15 protein-coding genes are annotated in these 17,335 nt (G+C 72.1%); 7 read left to right on the top strand and 8 right to left on the bottom strand.

Annotation, left to right across the window (positions count from 1 at the left end; translation table 11 throughout):
• The first annotated feature begins 36 nt into the window (after positions 1–36).
• The 3 genes from ACWER9_RS05155 to ACWER9_RS05145 all read left to right on the top strand — a co-directional run bounded on the left by ACWER9_RS05155 (position 37) and on the right by ACWER9_RS05145 (position 3,612).
• Positions 37–1,161, top strand: a complete 1,125-nt coding sequence (locus ACWER9_RS05155) for a PP2C family protein-serine/threonine phosphatase (protein ID WP_452300648.1) — start codon at positions 37–39, stop codon at positions 1,159–1,161.
• A gap of 130 nt (positions 1,162–1,291) precedes the next feature.
• Positions 1,292–3,148, top strand: coding sequence for an acyl-CoA dehydrogenase (locus tag ACWER9_RS05150; protein ID WP_452300574.1), 1,857 nt, complete (start codon positions 1,292–1,294; stop codon positions 3,146–3,148).
• A gap of 194 nt (positions 3,149–3,342) precedes the next feature.
• Positions 3,343–3,612 (top strand): DUF6458 family protein, encoded by a 270-nt coding sequence (locus ACWER9_RS05145; protein ID WP_030332052.1) that lies wholly within the window; start codon positions 3,343–3,345, stop codon positions 3,610–3,612.
• A 47-nt stretch (positions 3,613–3,659) separates the two neighbouring features.
• On the opposite strand, the gene ACWER9_RS05140 is transcribed toward ACWER9_RS05145, so the two are convergent.
• Positions 3,660–4,199, bottom strand: coding sequence for a SixA phosphatase family protein (locus tag ACWER9_RS05140; protein ID WP_452300573.1), 540 nt, complete (start codon positions 4,197–4,199; stop codon positions 3,660–3,662).
• Between the two features lie 112 nt (positions 4,200–4,311).
• On the opposite strand from ACWER9_RS05140, the gene ACWER9_RS05135 reads away from it, so the two are divergent.
• Positions 4,312–4,599, top strand: a complete 288-nt coding sequence (locus ACWER9_RS05135) for a DUF6458 family protein (protein ID WP_030487562.1) — start codon at positions 4,312–4,314, stop codon at positions 4,597–4,599.
• A 276-nt stretch (positions 4,600–4,875) separates the two neighbouring features.
• Here the strand turns inward: ACWER9_RS05135 and trhA are convergent, their stop codons facing one another.
• Positions 4,876–5,553: a PAQR family membrane homeostasis protein TrhA gene (gene trhA, locus ACWER9_RS05130; RefSeq protein ID WP_452300572.1), complete on the bottom strand. Its 678-nt coding sequence runs from the start codon at positions 5,551–5,553 to the stop codon at positions 4,876–4,878.
• 107 nt (positions 5,554–5,660) lie between these two features.
• Here trhA and ACWER9_RS05125 point away from each other — a divergent pair, with 107 nt between their 5' ends.
• The 3 genes from ACWER9_RS05125 to ACWER9_RS05115 are packed head-to-tail and all read left to right on the top strand — an operon-like array spanning position 5,661 to position 7,916.
• The gene (locus ACWER9_RS05125) at positions 5,661–6,323 is read left to right on the top strand and encodes a 5-oxoprolinase subunit B family protein (RefSeq protein WP_452300571.1); all 663 of its coding nucleotides are present in this window, start codon (positions 5,661–5,663) and stop codon (positions 6,321–6,323) included.
• Complete coding sequence (locus ACWER9_RS05120; RefSeq protein WP_452300570.1) at positions 6,320–7,183, top strand: 5-oxoprolinase subunit C family protein; 864 nt, start codon at positions 6,320–6,322, stop codon at positions 7,181–7,183. The genes ACWER9_RS05125 and ACWER9_RS05120 overlap by 4 nt, the downstream gene beginning before the upstream one ends.
• The gene (locus ACWER9_RS05115) at positions 7,167–7,916 is read left to right on the top strand and encodes a LamB/YcsF family protein (protein ID WP_452300569.1); all 750 of its coding nucleotides are present in this window, start codon (positions 7,167–7,169) and stop codon (positions 7,914–7,916) included. Before ACWER9_RS05120 ends, ACWER9_RS05115 begins: the two co-directional genes overlap by 17 nt.
• A 31-nt stretch (positions 7,917–7,947) precedes the next feature.
• On the opposite strand, the gene ACWER9_RS05110 is transcribed toward ACWER9_RS05115, so the two are convergent.
• The 6 genes from ACWER9_RS05110 to pdhA all read right to left on the bottom strand — a co-directional run bounded on the left by ACWER9_RS05110 (position 7,948) and on the right by pdhA (position 16,982).
• Complete coding sequence (locus tag ACWER9_RS05110) at positions 7,948–9,786, bottom strand: NHL domain-containing thioredoxin family protein (RefSeq protein ID WP_452300568.1); 1,839 nt, start codon at positions 9,784–9,786, stop codon at positions 7,948–7,950.
• Between the two features lie 122 nt (positions 9,787–9,908).
• On the bottom strand, positions 9,909–12,620 hold the full coding sequence (locus ACWER9_RS05105; RefSeq protein ID WP_452300567.1) for an LppU/SCO3897 family protein: 2,712 nt from the start codon (positions 12,618–12,620) through the stop codon (positions 9,909–9,911).
• Positions 12,621–12,965: 345 nt separating this feature from the next.
• A complete protein-coding gene (locus tag ACWER9_RS05100; protein ID WP_165435866.1) occupies positions 12,966–13,103 on the bottom strand; it encodes a hypothetical protein in 138 nt (45 codons plus the stop codon).
• A 218-nt stretch (positions 13,104–13,321) separates the two neighbouring features.
• Positions 13,322–14,812 carry a dihydrolipoamide acetyltransferase family protein gene (locus tag ACWER9_RS05095; RefSeq protein WP_452300647.1) on the bottom strand — a complete coding sequence of 497 codons (1,491 nt, stop codon included), beginning with the start codon at positions 14,810–14,812 and terminating at the stop codon, positions 13,322–13,324.
• Positions 14,813–14,817: 5 nt separating this feature from the next.
• Positions 14,818–15,807 carry an alpha-ketoacid dehydrogenase subunit beta gene (locus ACWER9_RS05090; RefSeq protein WP_452300565.1) on the bottom strand — a complete coding sequence of 330 codons (990 nt, stop codon included), beginning with the start codon at positions 15,805–15,807 and terminating at the stop codon, positions 14,818–14,820.
• On the bottom strand, positions 15,807–16,982 hold the full coding sequence (pdhA, locus tag ACWER9_RS05085; RefSeq protein ID WP_452300564.1) for a pyruvate dehydrogenase (acetyl-transferring) E1 component subunit alpha: 1,176 nt from the start codon (positions 16,980–16,982) through the stop codon (positions 15,807–15,809). Before pdhA ends, ACWER9_RS05090 begins: the two co-directional genes overlap by 1 nt.
• Positions 16,983–17,335 lie beyond the last annotated feature (353 nt).

Below are 17,335 nucleotides of genomic sequence, written 5' to 3'. Positions count from 1 at the left end.
TCAGGTTCATTCACCAGTTCACGTGGATCAGGCAAACTGTCCCTCGTACCCACGCGACTCCTCCAGTCGGGCCGCCGCCCGCTGAGCCCCGGATCCCGCGCCGGCCTCGGCGCGGCCCTCGTTCTGCTCGCGATCGTGTCGGCGATGGAGGCGGCTGACGGCCGGAAGGTGCACTACGTCGCACTCCTGGCGGCCGCGCCGATCCTCGCCGCCAGCCTGGCGTCCTGGCTGGTGGTCCTGGGCGTTGGCGTCGCGGCGACACTCATCGGCGCCGGCTTCGCGCTGATCGCGCCGAAGGTTTCGTTGGTCACCTCGGTCAACGTTGTCGCGGTCGCGCTCGCCACCGGGTTCGCGGTGGCGGTGGCGTGGGTCCGGCAACGGCAGGCCGAGCGGATCGTCGAGCTGACCAGACTCGCGGCGGTGGCCCAGCAGGCGGTGTTGCGCCCGCTCGGGCCGCAGGTCGGCACGCTCTCGGTCGCGGGGCGCTACATCTCCTCCACCGCGACGGCCGAGATCGGCGGCGACCTGTACGAGGCGATCGACACCCCCTACGGCGTCCGCATGATCATCGGTGACGTACGGGGCAAGGGCCTGGACGCGGTCCGGCTGGCAAGCATCGTCCTCGGCTCCTACCGGCACGTGGCGTACGAGCGGGCCGACCTGCGTGCCGTCGTCGCCGACCTGGACCGCGCGGTGGCCCGCAACGTCGGCGACGAGGACTTCGTCACGGCGGCGCTCGTCGAGGAGCGCGGCGGCACCCTCACGATCGTCAACTGCGGGCATCCGCCACCGCTGCTGCTGCGCCGGGGTGCGGTGATCCCGCTGGAACCGCCGGCCCCGGCACCTCCGCTCGGGTTCATGCCGGTGGTCCGTCCCCGGGTCGAACGCCTGGAACCCGGGGACCGGCTGCTGTTGTTCACCGACGGCCTCGGTGAGGCGCGGCGGGACGGCGAGTTCTTCCCCACCGCCGACCGGGCCTGGCGGCTGCTCGGCCATGGCACGGTCGCCGACGGGCTGGCATCGCTGGAGACCGCCCTGGTCGAGTGGGTGCACGGTCGGCTCGACGACGACATCGCGCTCGTCCTCATGGAGTACGTCGGTGCCCGTACCGGCGCGGCCGTGGCCGTCCCGAGCTGGGAGGTCGGGGCCGCCGAGAGCTGAACCCGGCCGGCCGCGCCCACAGGTGTGTAATCGCCGTCACTTGGGTGATCCGCTTGTCGCTGCCTACTTGCGAGTAATACAGTCGGGGTTACTGATCGGTAACACCTGTCCGGAAGCGGGGCCAGCGAGCATGACCCACTACAAGAGCAACCTCCGGGATCTCGAGTTCAACCTGTTCGAGGTCTTCGGGGCGGACCGGGCGTTCGGCCAGGAGCCGTACTCGGATCTTGACCCCGACACCGCCCGCAGCTTCCTCGCTGAGGTCGACCGCCTCGCCCGCGAGGACCTGGCCGCCAGCTACCCGGACAGTGACCGGAACCCGCCGGTCTTCGACCCGGCGACGCACACCGCGCCGCTGCCGGAGTCGTTCAAGAAGTCCTACCAGGCATTCATGGACTCCGAGTTCTGGCGCCTGGACCTGCCGCCGGCGCTCGGCGGCACCAACGCGCCGCGCGCCCTCTGGTGGGCGCTCGCCGAGCTGGTGCTCGGCTCGAACGCGCCGGTCTGGATGTACGCCTCCGGCCCGTCCTTCGCCCACGTGCTGCACGTCGAGGGCAACGAGCGGCAGAAGAAGTGGGCCAAGCTCTTCATCGACAAGCAGTGGGGCTCCACGATGGTGCTCACCGAGCCGGATGCCGGTTCGGACGTGGGCGCGGGCCGCACCCGGGCGATCCAGCAGCCCGACGGCACCTGGCACATCGAGGGTGTGAAGCGCTTCATCACCTCGGGTGAGCACGACCTGAGCGACAACATCGTGCACTACGTGCTGGCCCGACCGGTCGGCGTCGAGGGTGTCGGTGGCCCCGGCACCAAGGGCCTCTCGCTCTTCGTGGTGCCGAAGTTCCACTTCGACGAGACCACCGGCGAGCTGGGCGAGCGCAACGGCGTCTACGCCACGAACGTCGAGCACAAGATGGGCCTGAAGGTCTCCAACACCTGCGAGGTGACCTTCGGCGAGCACGGCGTACCGGCCAAGGGTTGGCTGCTCGGCGACCGGCACGACGGCATCCGGCAGATGTTCATGATCATCGAGTACGCCCGGATGATGGTCGGCACGAAGGCCATCGCCACCCTCTCCACCGGCTACCTCAACGCCCTCGAGTACGCGAAGAACCGGGTGCAGGGCGCCGACCTGATCCAGCAGGCGGACAAGACCGCTCCCCGGGTCACCATCACCCACCACCCGGACGTGCGCCGCTCGCTGCTGCTGCAGAAGTCGTACGCCGAGGGTCTTCGCGCTCTGGTCCTCTACACGGCCACCTGGCAGGACAAGATCGCGCTGGCCGAGGCTGCCGGTGACGAGAAGGCCACCAAGCTGGCCAAGCGGGTCAACGACCTGCTGCTGCCCCTGGTCAAGGGCGTCGGTTCGGAGCGGGCGTACGAGTTGCTCGGGCACGAGGCCCTGCAGACCTTCGGCGGCTCCGGGTTCCTTCAGGACTACCCGCTGGAGCAGTACGTCCGCGACGCCAAGATCGACACCCTGTACGAGGGCACCACCGCCATCCAGAGCCTCGACCTGATCTTCCGCAAGATCGTTCGGGACAACGGCAAGGCGTTGCTCGCGGTCTCCGGCGAGATCCAGGAGTTCATCTCCTCCGAGGCGGGCAACGGCCAGCTCAAGGAGGAGCGGCAGGCGCTCGGCAAGGCACTCGGCGAGATCCAGAACATCCTCGGCGTGCTGACCGGCTGGCTGGGCGAGGCACAGGGCGGCGACACCCGCGCGCTCTACAAGGTCGGGCTGAGCAGCCGGCGGTTCCTGCTGGCGATCGGCGACCTGGTGGTCGGCTGGCTGCTCCAGCGGCAGGCCGACGTGGCGTTGAAGGCGCTGGCCGGCGACGTCTCGGCAAGCGACAAGGCGTTCTACACCGGCAAGGTGGCCGCTGCCCGTTTCTTCGCCCGTGAGGTACTGCCCCGCATCGGTGCCGACAGGCGGATCATCGAGGGTGCCGACCTCGACATCATGGACCTCCCGGAGGAGGCCTTCTAGGTCCTGTGCTGGGTCGCACCACCCGGCACCGGCGGCCGGCGGGGCAGGTCTGCCCCGCCGGCCGTCGCCGTTCCGCCCCGGCGGGGGCACGCATTGGGCGAGCCCGGTCGGGTATGCCGGTGGCGTGGCGGGTAACCGTCGCGTGACCTCGAAAGGGAACGCCCAGAGCCACCGCACGGGGGAGTGCAGCGCACATGGGTGTAGGAAGCGGCATTTTTCTCATCGCGATCGGCGCGATCCTGACCTTCGCGCTGAGAGCCAACGTCTGGTGGATCGACGTACGCGCGGTCGGCTGGGTGTTCATCCTGGCCGGGCTGGCCGTACTGCTGACCACGCTCTGGTTCTGGCAGGACCGGCGCAAGCGCGCCCGAACCCTCATCGTGGAGGAGAACCGGCTGTCCCATCCGACGGCGATGATGCCGCCACCGCCGGACCCGCCGCCACCAACCGCGCCGCCGTCCTGACCGGGCGTCGCCTGTCCTGAGCCACCCGCCGATCGTCGGTGGGTGGCTCAGTCGCGTGCGGCGTGCCGGGCGGTGAGCGGCGCGCCCGCCCTGCTCACCTCCGCCCAGTTGGCCGGACAGCGATGCACCGCCAGCTCGGCGGTGCGCAAACCCTCATCGTCGGCCCCTTCAGGATCGAGGAGCGCGGAGAGCAGCGAGATGCCGGGGTTGTGGGCGATGAGTAGCGCCGTACGGGCCGTCGAGTCCACCGTGCGGACCAGCGACAACAGCTCCTCGGGGTGCGCGTCGTACGCCCCCGGCTCATAACGGACGGTCGGGCGAGGACCACTCGGGCCGCCCTCCGGCGGCGAACCGGTCATCCCCATCGCCACCCCGTGCCAGGTCTGCCGGGTACGTCGAGCCGTCGAGCAGATCACCACGTCGGGCAGCAGCCCGTGGTGCGCCAACCAGGCCCCAGCCGCAGCCGCGTCCGCATTTCCGCGTGCGCTGAGCGGGCGCTCGGCGTCGTCCGCCGCATCGCTGCCCTGCTCCGCCTTCGCGTGCCGCAGCAACACCAGTGTCCGTGCGTCAGGGTCGGCGTCCGTCATGCCCCCAGCTTGCCCGATTGGCGATCTCCGTGCCGGGGTAAGTCGATGGGTGCCGCACCCCTACCGACGGCCGCGGCGCGACGTACGCCAGGTTAGAGCCGAGGAGCGAGACATGGGCATTGGTGGCAGCATCTTCCTGATCGCGTTAGGCGCGATCTTCGCGTTCGCAGTGGAAGCCGACTTGGGCTGGCTGAACCTGGCCGTGGTCGGCTGGGTGCTGATGCTCGCCGGTGTCGCCGGCCTGCTCGCCACCCTCTACTTCTGGAGCAGCCGCCGCCGTACGGTGGTCGCCGCACCGGTACGCGAGGAGCGCGTGGTGGCCGACCGGGTCGTGCCGGTCCAGGACGACCAGGTCATGCGGGAGTACCGCGAGGTCCGTCGGCCGGGCCGACCGGTCTGACCCTCGCCCACACACTCCGGGGTCCCGCAGCGTCGCGGGGCCCCGGCTCGCGTGTCTGCGCGGATCTCGAGGTGCGCGCTTGCTGCCTGGGCGCTTACCCGCCCGAAGATCGTGCTCGATCCAGGAAAGAGGGCCTTCGGGGCGCGATCGAGGCCACTACATCCAGAATCGAGCACGATCATGGAGGCTGACGCCATGATCGGGTGTCGGGCGTGCGTGCGAGCTCGTTGGGCGGGCGGCCTGGAGGTGTTCGCGCTGGTGGTGCCCGTCGTCGGGTCAGGCGAAGAGCGCGAAGTAGATCGCGATGTGATGGCAGAGCGCCGCCAGCAGGGTGCAGGCGTGGAAGAACTCGTGGTGGCCGAAGATCGTCGGCCACGGATTGGGTCGGCGCAGCGCGTAGAAGACGGCGCCGATGCTGTAGATCGCACCACCGATGATCAGCAGCACCAGCGCGGCGACGCCGCCGCCGTGCAGGATCTCCGGCAGCATGGCCACCGCCACCCAGCCCAGCGCCAGGTAGAGCGGCGCGGACACCCAGCGCGGCGCGTGCGGCCAGACCACCTTGACCGCCACGCCGGCCAGTGCGCCGCCCCAGACCAGGGCCAGCATCACGGTGGCCGGCCGGGGCGCGAGCAGCATCACGCAGAGCGGTGTGTACGTGCCGGCGATGAACACGAAGATCATTGAGTGGTCCATCCGGCGCATCACCTGATAGCCGCGCTCCGACCACACTCGACGGTGGTACAGCGCGCTGGTGCCGAAGAGACCGCAGACCGTCAGGCTGTAGATGAGGCAGCTGACCAGGGGTGCCCATCCCGGCCGGGTGGCGGCGATCGAGCAGAGCACGATGCCGCAGACCAGGGCGACGAAGAAGGCGTACGTGTGTAGCCAGCCGCGCATCCGGGGCTTGCCGATGTCGACCGGCTTAAGGCGAAGCGGGGCGGAGGTGGTCACGTAGTCAGGTTACGGCACCGTAGGTTACTTGTAAGTAGTGGCCTTGGTGACACCCGGCACCGTCATCGTGAACACCGGGCGGGCACGACATCGGCGAAGATGAGCGGATGCGGATCCGACCTGTCGGGGCGCACGCCCTGCTCCTTGACTGCACCGCTGCCGCCGACATCTCCGAGGCCGCGCTCGTCGAAGCATGGCGGGCCGAGCTGTGGCGGCGTCGGGAGCTTGGCGACCTGACCGCCGTCGAGATCGTGCCGGCTGCCCGGACCGTGCTGCTGGACGGTCTGCCCGACCCGACTGTGACGGCTGAGCAGCTGAGCCGGTGGGCGTCCGCCGTCGCCATCCGCTCCGCCCAAGCCACCGCCGAAGCCGAGGGCGAGGAGGACGGCGCGGCGGCCGTGGTCGTACCGGTGACCTTCGACGGGCCGGACCTGCCGGCGGTGGCGGAGCACTGGGGCGTGGACGTTTCGGCGGTACGGCACCGGTTGACAAGCACCCGATTCCGGGTCGCGTTCTGCGGCTTCGCGCCCGGATTCCCCTACCTGACCGGGTTGCCCGTCGAGTTGGCGCTGCCCCGGCTTGCCACGCCCCGTCCTCGGGTGCCGGCCGGCTCGGTCGCGCTGGCCGGCCCGTACGCCGGCATCTATCCGGGCGCGTCCCCGGGCGGTTGGCAGTTGGTCGGGCGGACCGATCTGGTCCTGTTCGACGTGACCGCCGACCCGCCGACCCGACTCGGTCCGGGCCGCACGGTCCGGATGGTGGTGGCATGACCGACCCGCCCGCCATCGAGGTGCTCCGCGCCGGTGCGCTCACCACCGTGCAGGACCTGGGTCGGCCCGGCTGGGCGCACGTGGGCGTACCCCGTTCCGGCGCGCTCGACCCGGACGCCCTGCGGCTGGCCAACCGGCTGGTCGGCAATCCGGAGGACGCGGCCGGCCTGGAGATCACCCTGACCGGCTGCACCCTGCGGCTGACCAGGGCCTCCACGGTGGCGCTCACCGGTGCCGAGGTTCCGGTCATGGCGGGCGCTCGGCCCGGTGACACCGGACGCCCGCTCAGCGTGCCGGCCGGGACGGTGCTGCGGATCGGTCCCGCCCGACGGGGCGTCCGGAGTTGGCTTGCGGTGGCGGGTGGCATCGACGTGTCACAGGTGCTCGGCAGCCGGGCCACCGACACCCTCTCCGGGCTCGGCCCGGCTCCGTTGCGCGACGGGGACCTGCTGCCGCTCGGCGCGCCGGTCGACGCGCCCCCGGCGGTGGACCTGACCGTGTGCCCCGCACCGCCGGAAGAGGTGCACCTGACGCTGGGCCCCGGGCCTCGTGAGGACTGGTTCACGCCGACCGCGTTCGATCGGCTCTTCGGCAGCGCGTACACCATCAGCCCGCTGAGCAACCGGGTCGGCGCGCGGCTCGCCGGCGCGGCGCTGCCCCGCGCGGTCGCCGGCGAACTACCCAGCGAGGGCATCGTGCTCGGCGCGGTGCAGGTGCCTGCGGACGGACAACCCCTGATCTTTCTCGCGGACCATCCGACCACCGGCGGATACCCAGTCATCGGGGTGGTGGCCGACGTGACCCCGCTCGCGCAGGCCCGGCCAGGTACTACCGTCAGATTCCATGGACCTCAACGCTGACCTGGGCGAGGGATTCGGCATCTGGCGGCTCGGCGACGACGAGGCGTTGCTGAGCCTCGTCACCTCCGCAAACGTCGCCTGCGGCTTCCACGGTGGCGACCCGTCCACGATGCGGCGGGTCTGCGAGAGCGCCGCACATCGCGGGGTCGCGGTGGGTGCGCAGGTCGGCTACCGGGACCTGGCCGGCTTCGGCCGGCGGCACATCGCGTACGACTTCGCCGAGCTGCGCGACGAGGTGACCTACCAGTTGGGGGCGTTGGACGCGTTCTGCCGGCTGTTCCGCACCCGGGTCCGCTACCTCAAGCCGCACGGCGCGCTCTACCACGCGGCCAGCACCGACGAGTCGCAGGCAGCGGCGGTGGTCGCCGCCGTCAGCGGGTACGACCCCGAGCTGCCGATCCTCTGCCTGCCCGGCTCGACGCTCGCCCAACTCGCCGTCGGCGCGGGCCTGCCGGTGGTCGCCGAGGCCTTCGCCGACCGCGCCTACCTGCCCAACGGGGCGTTGGTGCCGCGCGGCACCCCCGGCGCGGTGATCACCGACCCCGAGCAGGTCGCCGAACGGGCGGCGCGGATGGCCACCGAACGCAGCGTGGTGGCCATCGACGGCACCGTCATCCCCTGCTCGGTCGACTCGATCTGCGTGCACGGCGACACCCCCGGCGCGGTCTCCGCCGCCGAACTCGTCCGCGCCACCCTGATCGACGCCGACATCACCCTGGCCCCGTTCGCCTGAGCGGAGGGGCCTCCAGACCCCTCCGCACCTGTCAGGCGTCCAGGCCGCGAAGCACCAGCGGCAGCCGGGTCACCGCGCCGTCGACCACCCGGACCGGTACGCCCCAGTCCTGCCGGGTCAGGTGGCACGCCGCGTGCTCGACGTCCGCGTCGCAGGTCGCCGCCTGGGCGGTCACCTGAAGCACCCCCGTAGTGACCTCGCTGTTGAGCACCAACCGGCGGGACAGCTCGGTGCCGGTGCCGGCACCGTCCACCAGCAGCTCCGGCGGCGACGCGGAGACCACCAGCCGGGTCGACGGCCCGTAGGTCTCGTCCAGCTTCTGCCCCGGCGCCGGCGTGAAGACGATGTCCAGGGTGACCTCGCCGGCCGCGACGTCGGTCGGCTTGCGCTCGGTACGGTGCCGGGGCCCGTCCACCGTGCTGGCGCCCGCCGCCGACAGGGCGCCGGGTGCGAGCCGGGTCAACCGGTGCGCGGCGGACTCCACCACGAGCACCTCACCGGACGGGGTGAGCACCAGGTCGCTCGGCTCGGCCAAGCCGTCGGCGACCGTGGAGACCTGATTGTCGGCCGGGTCGAAGCGGCGCACCGCGCCGTTGTACGTGTCCGCGATCAGCACCGAGCCGTCCGGCAGCGCGCACACGCCCAGCGGGTGCTGGAGCAGCGCCGACTCGGCAGGGCCGTCCACGTGCCCGAAGTCGAACAGACCCTGCCCGACGGCGGTGCCCAGCACACCGTTCTCGACGTACCGGACGGCGCTGGTCTCGCTGTCGGCCACCCAGAGCCGGGTGCCGTCGGCGGAGGCGGAGAGCCCTGAGGGCTGGGCCATCCACGCCTCGGCCAGCGGGCCGTCGCGCAGCGCCTCCACCGTGGTGCCGGCGTACATGCCTGCGGTCCGCTTGATCGGGTCGAACCACCAGAGCTGGTGGATGCCGGCCATCGCGATGATCAGCTTGTCGTCGTACCAGGCCAGGTCCCACGGCGAGGAGAGGTCGACGGCGAGCGCGTCGTGGGCGTGGTCGTCGACCGCGGCGCGCCACTGCCGCCCACTGCCGGCCACGGTGACCACCTCGCCGGACTCCAGCCGTACGCCGCGCAGCAGGTGGTTGACCGTGTCAGCCACCACCAGGTCGTAGCCGGCCACCTCGGCGACGTGCGTGGGCAGCAGGCACACCCCCTGCGGCTCGGAGAACGTCGCCGAGGCGGCCGGCCCGTCCGCCCGACCCCGCTCACCCGAGCCGATCCGACGTACCGGCGTCTCGCCGTCCGGGTCGACCTCGACCAGGGAGTGCCGGGCCGAGTCCGAGACCAGCAGGTTGCCGTTCGGCAGCAGTGCCGCCTTGCCCGGGAAGCGCAGCGCCGTCTCCGGTGCCGGCGGAGGGACGTACGGGCCGTCACCCCGGTGCAGGGTGCCCTTGGCCTCGTGGGTGGCGACCAGTTCGTCGATCAGCCGGGCCAGCCCCTCGGCGTGCCCCTCGCCCGCCATGGTGGCCACCACGTAACCCTCGGGGTCGATCACCGACAGGGTCGGCCAGGCCCGGGCCGCGTACTGCTGCCACATGTCCAGCTCAGGATCGTCGAGTACGGGGTGGTGCACCCCGTACCGCTCCACGGCGGCGGCCAGCGCGTCGGCGTCCTTCTCGTGCTCGAACTTCGGCGAGTGCACGCCGATCACGACGAGCACGTCGCCGTACTTCTCCTCAAGTGGGCGCAGCTCATCGAGCACGTGCAGGCAGTTGATACAGCAGAACGTCCAAAAATCCGCGATTACGATCTTGCCGCGAAGGTCCTGCAAGGTCAGGTTCTGCCCGCCGGTGTTGAGCCATTGCCGGCCCCGCAGCTCGGGTGCACGTACACGCGCTGTCGTTCCCATGCCTGCCAGCCTGCCACGCCCGGTGAGCCTGGCTGCCGTGACCCGGACGACAAGGGCACGTCGCAAGGGCGGGTACGACGACGGCGGGGCCACGGTTGCCCGTGACCCCGCCGTCGGTGCGGCTACTTCGTGGCCGGCTTCAGGCAGAGCACCCGGTTGGTGCCCCCACCCGGCAGCACCACGTGGGGCTGCGTCGTGTCGGCGCACTTCTCCTTGGCGTCCACCTTCGAGACGATCGTGAACGCGCCCGCCTCGCCGCAGTCCGCCGCCGAAGCGCCGGCCTGCCCGGACTGCTTCACGCAGGTGCCGACCGCCGGGTCGAAGGCCGGCGTGTCGTCGTTGCCGACCTTGCCGAGCAGCAGCAGCAGGCCGAGCGGCACCGCCAGGATGAGCACCGCGGCGATCAGCACCGCGGCCAGCACCCGGCCGTTGCGTACCTTCGGCGTCGGTGGCTCCACCTTCGGCGCGTCGGCGTCCGGCTTGAACGCGTCGAACCGGCCCTGGTCCGCCTGGCCGGCATCCTGCCCCCAGGACGGCGCGGCCTGCGGCGGTGGTGGGAACGACGGCGGGAAGCCACCGCCCGGCACCGGGTCCGCCGACGGGCCACCGAAGTTCGGCCCGCCGGAGCCGGGGCCGCCGAAGGTCGGGGCGCCGAAGGTCGACGTCCCGTTCACGGTGGCGGCACCGGCGGCAGGCGACCCGGGGCCACCGAACTGGTCCGCCGGTGACTCGGCACCGGCGTGCGGCCGAACGCCGTTCACCGGCCGGTTGTGGCCGGGGGCGTCGACGAAGGACGGCACACCGGGTGGGAACGCCGGCGGCGCCGACGGAGCCTCGTTGAACGCGTTCGGTGCGGGCTGCCGGTCGTCGAAGCGCCGGTCGGCCGGCGACTCGCCGCCCCAACCGGGCGGCCCGACCTGCCGCTGCGCCTCGTTCTGCCAGTCGGGCGCGGCCTGTCGCTGCGCCTCGTTCTGCCAGTCGGGCATGGCCTGTCGCTGCGCGTCGTTCTGCCACTCCGGAGCACCCTGGCGGTCGGCGCCCGGGTCGCCCTGGAACGCCTGCGGCTCCGGGTCGGCCTCCGGCTCCGGTTGAGCCGGGCGGCCGTACACCCGGGGTTGCGGGGTCGCCGTGCCGGTCGGTCGGATGGCCTGGTCGGTCGGGGGCATCACCCGGCTGGCCAGCGGCACCGAAGCGCTCGCCGTGGCCCGCGCCGCCGCGCCGGCTGCCGACTCGGCGTCCGCCACCGGCACGACCGCACGACCCGCTCCGGACTCCGGAGAGGTACGCGGGGCGGGCACCACCGCGCCGCTCGCCGGGACGTCCTCGGCACGGGCGCCGTACGGTGCGGCGGCGTCCGGGGTCTCCCGCTCGGGGTAGGCGGGCTGGTCGGGGATCGGAGCGAACTGGGCCTGCGGCGTGTAGTCGGCCGGCGGTGCGGCGGCCAGGCTGGCGCCCGGGACGCGCTGCTCCTGCGGAGGCAGTGGCACCGCGTTCGCCGGGGAGATGCCCGGCGCGGGCCCGGGCTGGTAGGCCGGTGCCTCGTCGCCCCGGTCGGCCTCCCAGCCGCCCCGGGACTGGGCGGAAGCCTCGGCCTCCGCGCGCCCCCACACCTCACCGGGTGCCCACGGCTCGACCTCCGCCACGCCACCGGAGGCGCCCTGCGCGGCGTTCTCCGGGCTGGCGGCCCAGTTGGACGCGCCGTCACTTGTGGGCACGCTGGCGCTGGCCCGGGCGGGGAGGTTGCTCGGCTCAGCAGCAGCCCACCCTGGCTGCTCCGGTCGCTCGGTCGGCTGCTCCGGCTGGGAGAGCACCCAGTCAGGCTGCTGCGGACGGCCCTCGGCACCGCCCCAGGCGGCCGGCTGCGCCGGCTGGTCCTGCCGCGACTCGCCGCCGTCGTTCCAGGCTGCGGGCTGCGCCGGCTGCTGCTGCTGCGCGGCCCACCCGCCGGAGTTGGCCGGGTCGTCCTGCGCGGGCCAGTTCGTCGTCGGGGCCGGGACCTGGGCAGCGCCCCGGGCCGCGTTCGGCTGGGCGGCCTGACCCCAGCCGGGGGCCTGCTGCTCGGCTGCTTCGGCGGGCTGGCCCCAGGCCGGCGGCGACTGCTCCGCCGGAGTCCACACCGGCTGGTCGTCCCGGGCGGTGTCGCTAGCAGCCCAACCGCCGTTGCCGGCCGCCTGGTCCTGCTGGGCGCCGGACCAGCCGGCCGCCTGCGGTGAGTCGGCCTGCGCGGGCTCGGCCCCACGCCAGTCGGCGGCGGGCGGGTTGGCCTGCGCCGCGCCACCCCAGCCGCCGGCGTTGGCGTTGGCCGGGTCTTCCTGGGCGGGCCAGGCGGCGGTGGCCGGGGGGACCTGCGCGGCGCCCCGCGCGGCCGGCTGGACCTGCACCCAGTCCGGTTGCTCGGCGGGGGCGTTCGGGGTCCAGGTCGGCGCGGGTGTGCTCTGCTCGGCGGGCGTCCAGCCCTGCTGCTGCGCGGCCCAGGGTTCGGGCTGTGCCGGAGCCGGTGCGCCGTCGTTGCCGGGCCACGTGCCGGGCTGCTGCTGTGGCGGCTCGCTCGTGCCACCACCAGCGGCCCAGGCGGGCTGCGCCGGGTCGTTCGGCTGCGGAGCGGCGGCGGCACCCCAGGCGGGGGCCGGCGGCTGCTCGGGCTGGGTCGCCCAGGCGGGTGCCGACGGGTTGGACCGCGTCGGGGGCGGGGGTGCCCAGCCCAGGTCGGGGCCGGCGGCGTTCTGGCCGTTGTCCGGCTGCGCCGGGCGGTCGCCGTACGGCGCCGGTCCGCCGGCGCCCGGTGACACCTCGTCCGGCTCTTGGCCGGGGCGGTGCGGGCCCTCGGACGTCATGGGTGCGCCTCCTCCATCACATGTCGGCTCGCCGGTGCCGATCGGTCTCCTCGGCGTGGCTGCCGGCGTCACCGGCGTACCGCTGTGCCGGCTCCCCGCACGGTATCGGGTGGTGGCACGACACGTCCAAGGAGCACTGGCCGTCACTCACCGTGGCCGGCTGGTGTCGAGCAGCTTCTGTCGGCTCGGCCTCTGCCGGGTCGGCGGGCGGCGACCGAAGCCCACCGTACCGGGCGCTGCGGCAGGGCGGAATCCCGGTGGTGGGTGGCCGGGAAACGCCGATGGCCCACCCGGTGGGCCGGGCGGGCCATCGATCTGTGCGGAGGTGAGGAATGTCGTGGAGCGTCAGCTCATGTGACGCTGGGCGATGACGAGGATCTCCTCGCGAACCGCCGGCGAGTTCGCCGAGCGCAGCGCGTGCTCGATGGCACGGGCGCGGCGGGTGGCGTCGCGGTGGTTGCGGATTCGCTCGATCATGCTCATTGGTGGGTCCCCCTAGCTATTCGGTTGTCAGCCCCTGATGCGTCTATTCAACAGCAGAAGCCGGCGAACTTCCATCGATTATTAGGTGAGCTGGGACACCTGCCTAACAATCAAAGGTCAACAGGCTCTCTGGCCGACGGTTCCGTCTCCCAATGGACACGGCCGGTGTGCCGGGCGTTAACCCGTGGCACACCGGCCGTGGCTGGCGTTTCGAACGGTCAGGTCCAGGCGAGCAGCGCCGCCTCCGGATCCGTGAGGAAGTCGCCGATGTCCCGCAGGAACTTCGAGCCCAGCTCACCGTCGATGATCCGGTGGTCGAAGCTCAACCCCAGCGTGGTGACCTGGCGAACCTTCACCTTGCCCTTGTGCACCCAGGGCATCTCCCGCACCGCGCCGAAGGCCAGGATCGCGGACTCGCCCGGCGGCAGGATCGGCGTACCTGTGTCGACCCCGAACACCCCGACGTTGGTGATGGTCAGGGTGCCCCCGGACATGGCCGCCGGCGAGGTGCGGCCGGACTTCGCCGTCTGCACCAGGTCGGTAAGCGCGTCCGCCAACTCGCGCAGCGAGAGCCGGCCGGCGTCCTTGACGTTCGGCACGATCAGACCACGCTCGGTGGCTGCCGCGATGCCGAGGTTGACGTACTCCTTGACCACGATCTCGTCGCCCGCCCAGGTCGAGTTGACCATCGGGTGCCGCTGCACCGCCAGCAGCACCGCCTTCGCCACCAGCAGCAGCGGCGAGACCCGTACGTCACGCCACTCCCGCCGACCGCGCAGCCGGTCCAGGGCCTTCATCGCCCGGGTCATGTCGACGGTCAGGAACTCCGTCACGTGCGGGGCGGTGAACGCCGAGCGGGACATGTTCTCGGCGGTGAGCTTGCGGACGCCCTTGACCGGGATGCGCTGCTCCCGGTCCGTGCCGAAGCTGGGTGCGGTCGTCGTCGCGATCGGCTCGGCCGCCACCGCTGTCGCACCGCTGGCGGCCTGCTGCACGTCCTCCCGGGTGATCGAGCCCAGCGGCCCCGACCCGGTCAACGTGCCGAGGTCCACCCCGAGATCCTTGGCGAGCTTGCGCACCGGAGGCTTGGCCAGAACCGCCCCGCCGCCGGCCGCCGCCCCACCCCGTCGATCATGGACTTGTGGTGCCGGAATCGTGGAGGTCACGGCTGGTTTGTCACCCAGCACAACTCCATGATCGACCCCAGCGGGAGTGGCCGGAGCCGCCACGGGCTGCGCGGGAACGGCGCCCTTGCGGGGGCGGCGCTTCGCTGCGGTCGTCCGCGGGCCGTAGCCGACGAGCACCGCGGTACGCCCGCCCGGGGCCACGCCACCGATCAGACCCGGCTCGACCATGCCCTCGGCCGGTGCCACCTCCACCGCCGCCAGCGAGGCCGCCGACGGGGTGGGCAGGTCATCGCTTGCCGTGGCAGTGGTCGACGGCGGGTCCAACGGGCCGGCCCCCGGGTCGGTGTCGATCGCGATGATCGGCGAACCGACCTCGACCGTGCTGCCCTCCGGGTGGTGGATCGCCTGCACCTGCCCGGCCCACTTCGCCGGGATCTCCACGGCCGCCTTCGCCGTCTCCACCTCGACGATCGGCTGGTTCAACTCGATGGTGTCGCCGACCTTGACCAGCCAGGCCAGGATCTCGCCCTCGGTCAGCCCCTCGCCCAGGTCGGGCAGGTTGAACGTCTTGATCCGGGACATGGCGCTCACCAGCCGAAGGTGCGGTCGACGGCGTCGAGCACCCGATCGAGGTCGGGCAGGTACTCCTCCTCCACCCGGGCGGCCGGGTAGGGGGTGTCGAAGCCGGTCACCCGCAGCACGGGCGACTCCAGGGAGTAGAAGCACTCCTCGGTGATCCGGGCGGCCAACTCGGCGCCGAGGCCGATGTTCGACGGCGCCTCGTGCACCACGACCACCCGGCCGGTGCGCTTGACCGACTCGTACGCCGCGAACAGGTCCAGCGGCGAGAGCGAACGCAGGTCGATGACCTCCAACTCCCGGCCGTCCTCGGCGGCGGCGGTCGCGGCCTCCAGGCAGGTCCGCACCATCGGGCCGTAGGCCAGCACGGTGACGTCCGTGCCGGGCCGCACCACCCGGGCCGAGTGCAGGGGGTACGCGTCGGACAGCGGCGCGTCCAGGTCGACCTGACCCTTCTCCCAGTAGCGCCGCTTGGGCTCCAGGAAGACGATCGGGTCGTCCGAGGCGATGGCCTGCTGGATCATCACGTACGCGTCCTGTGGGTTGGAGCAGGTCACCACCTTCAGGCCGGCGGTGTGCGCGAAGTACGCCTCCGGTGACTCGGAGTGGTGCTCGACCGCGCCGATGCCGCCGCCGAACGGGATCCGGATCACCATCGGGATGCTGAGTCTGCCGCCGGAGCGGTAGTGCATCTTCGCCACCTGCGACACGATCTGGTCGTACGCGGGGTAGACGAAGCCGTCGAACTGGATCTCGCAGATCGGCCGGTAGCCGCGGATGGCCAGACCGACCGCGGTGCCGATGATGCCGGACTCGGCCAACGGGGTGTCGATCACCCGCTGGTCGCCGAAGTCCTTCTGCAGACCGTCGGTGATCCGGAAGACGCCGCCGAGCTTGCCGACGTCCTCGCCCATGATGACGACCTTGGGGTCGTTCTCCAGGGCGCGACGCAGACCGGTGTTGAGGGCCTTGCCGAGGGTGAGCGTCTCCGTGGCCATCAGTGGGCGCTCCCTTCGAACGACTCCATGTAGCGGCTGAACGTCGCGCGCTGCTCGTCGAGCAGCGGAGACCCGTTGGGGTAGACGTGGTCGAACATCGTCACCGGCTCCGGGTTCGGCATCTCGAGCACCCGCTCACGCAGGTGCACCGACTCGCGGCGGGCCTGCTCGTCGACCTCGGCGAAGAAGTCGGCGTCGGCGATCTGCTGCTTCTCCAGGAAGGTCTTGACCCGGGCGATCGGGTCCTTCGCCTGCCACGCCTCGACCTCGCTGGCGATGCGGTAGCGGGTCGGGTCGTCGGAGGTGGTGTGTGCGCCCATCCGGTAGGTGTACGCCTCGATCAGGCTCGGGCCCTGCCCGAGGCGGGCGTTGTCGAGCGCGGTGCGGGTGACCGCGTACGTGGCGAGCACGTCGTTGCCGTCCACCCGTACGCCGGGGAAGCCGAAGCCGGCGGCCCGCTGGTAGAGCGGGACGCGGGTCTGCCGCTCCAGCGGCTCGGAGATCGCGTACTGGTTGTTCTGGCAGAAGAAGACCAGCGGCGCGTTGAACACGCTGGCCCAGACGAACGCCTCGTTCACGTCGCCCTGGCTGGTGGCGCCGTCGCCGAAGTAGGCGATCGCCGCCTCGCCGTCGTCGGTGCCGGTCTTGCCGTCGATGGTGATGCCCATCGCGTAGCCGGTCGCGTGCAGGGTCTGCGCGCCGATGACGATCGTGTACATGTTGAACTTGAACTCGTTCGGGTCCCAGCCGCCCTGGTCGACACCGCGGAACAGGCCGAGCGGCATGATCGGGTCGATGCCCCGGCAGTAGAGGACGCCGTGCTCCCGGTAGGTCGGGAAGGCCATGTCCTGGGCGCGCAGCGCCCGCCCGGAGCCGACCTGGGCGGCCTCCTGGCCGAGCAGGCTGGCCCAGAGGCCCAGCTCGCCCTGACGCTGGAGAGCTGTCGCCTCGGCGTCCAGCTTCCGGACCAGCACCAGGTCGCGGTAGAGACCGCGGTACTCCTCGTCGGTGAAGTCGACGCGGTACTCGGTGCCGTCCGGCCCGGTGGCGCTGTCGATCCGCTCGCCTTCGGGGGTGAGCAGCTGCACCAGCGCGGGGTCGCCGGTCGCGCCCTTCTTGGAGCGGGGTGCAGCCCGCCTGCTGCGGGTGGTGCCCCCGGGGTCGCCCTTTGCCATCGGTCTCTCCCTGTCGTGTCTGCGTCGGCACCGGGGGGTCACCCGGCCACGCAACTCGTGCGCCTGCCCGGCTGCTGCCGGACCGGTTCCTGGCGGCCGCGCCTAGCCCCGGTGGGGGTTGCCGCACGGCGTGAACCGGGTTCTGGCCGAACCCGGATCGGGAGCGCCGGCGCTCAACCGCGCCTGCCGCGAGGGTGCGCGGAGGTCACGGCTGCGTTGCCGTCGTGCTCCATATTCGCAGAGCAGGTGAGCGCGCCCACAGTACGCCCGCCCCCGCATTCCGGCCGCCCCTACTTCGACGCTGTTTGTCGCCATCGTGCCGGCTCGCGTTTCCCATGCGTTGCGGCAGGATT

The sequence above is a fragment of the Micromonospora sp. NPDC003944 genome (assembly GCF_053605225.1).
Note: the sequence above shows the minus strand (reverse complement) of the source record. Positions and strands in the feature narration are given on the sequence as shown.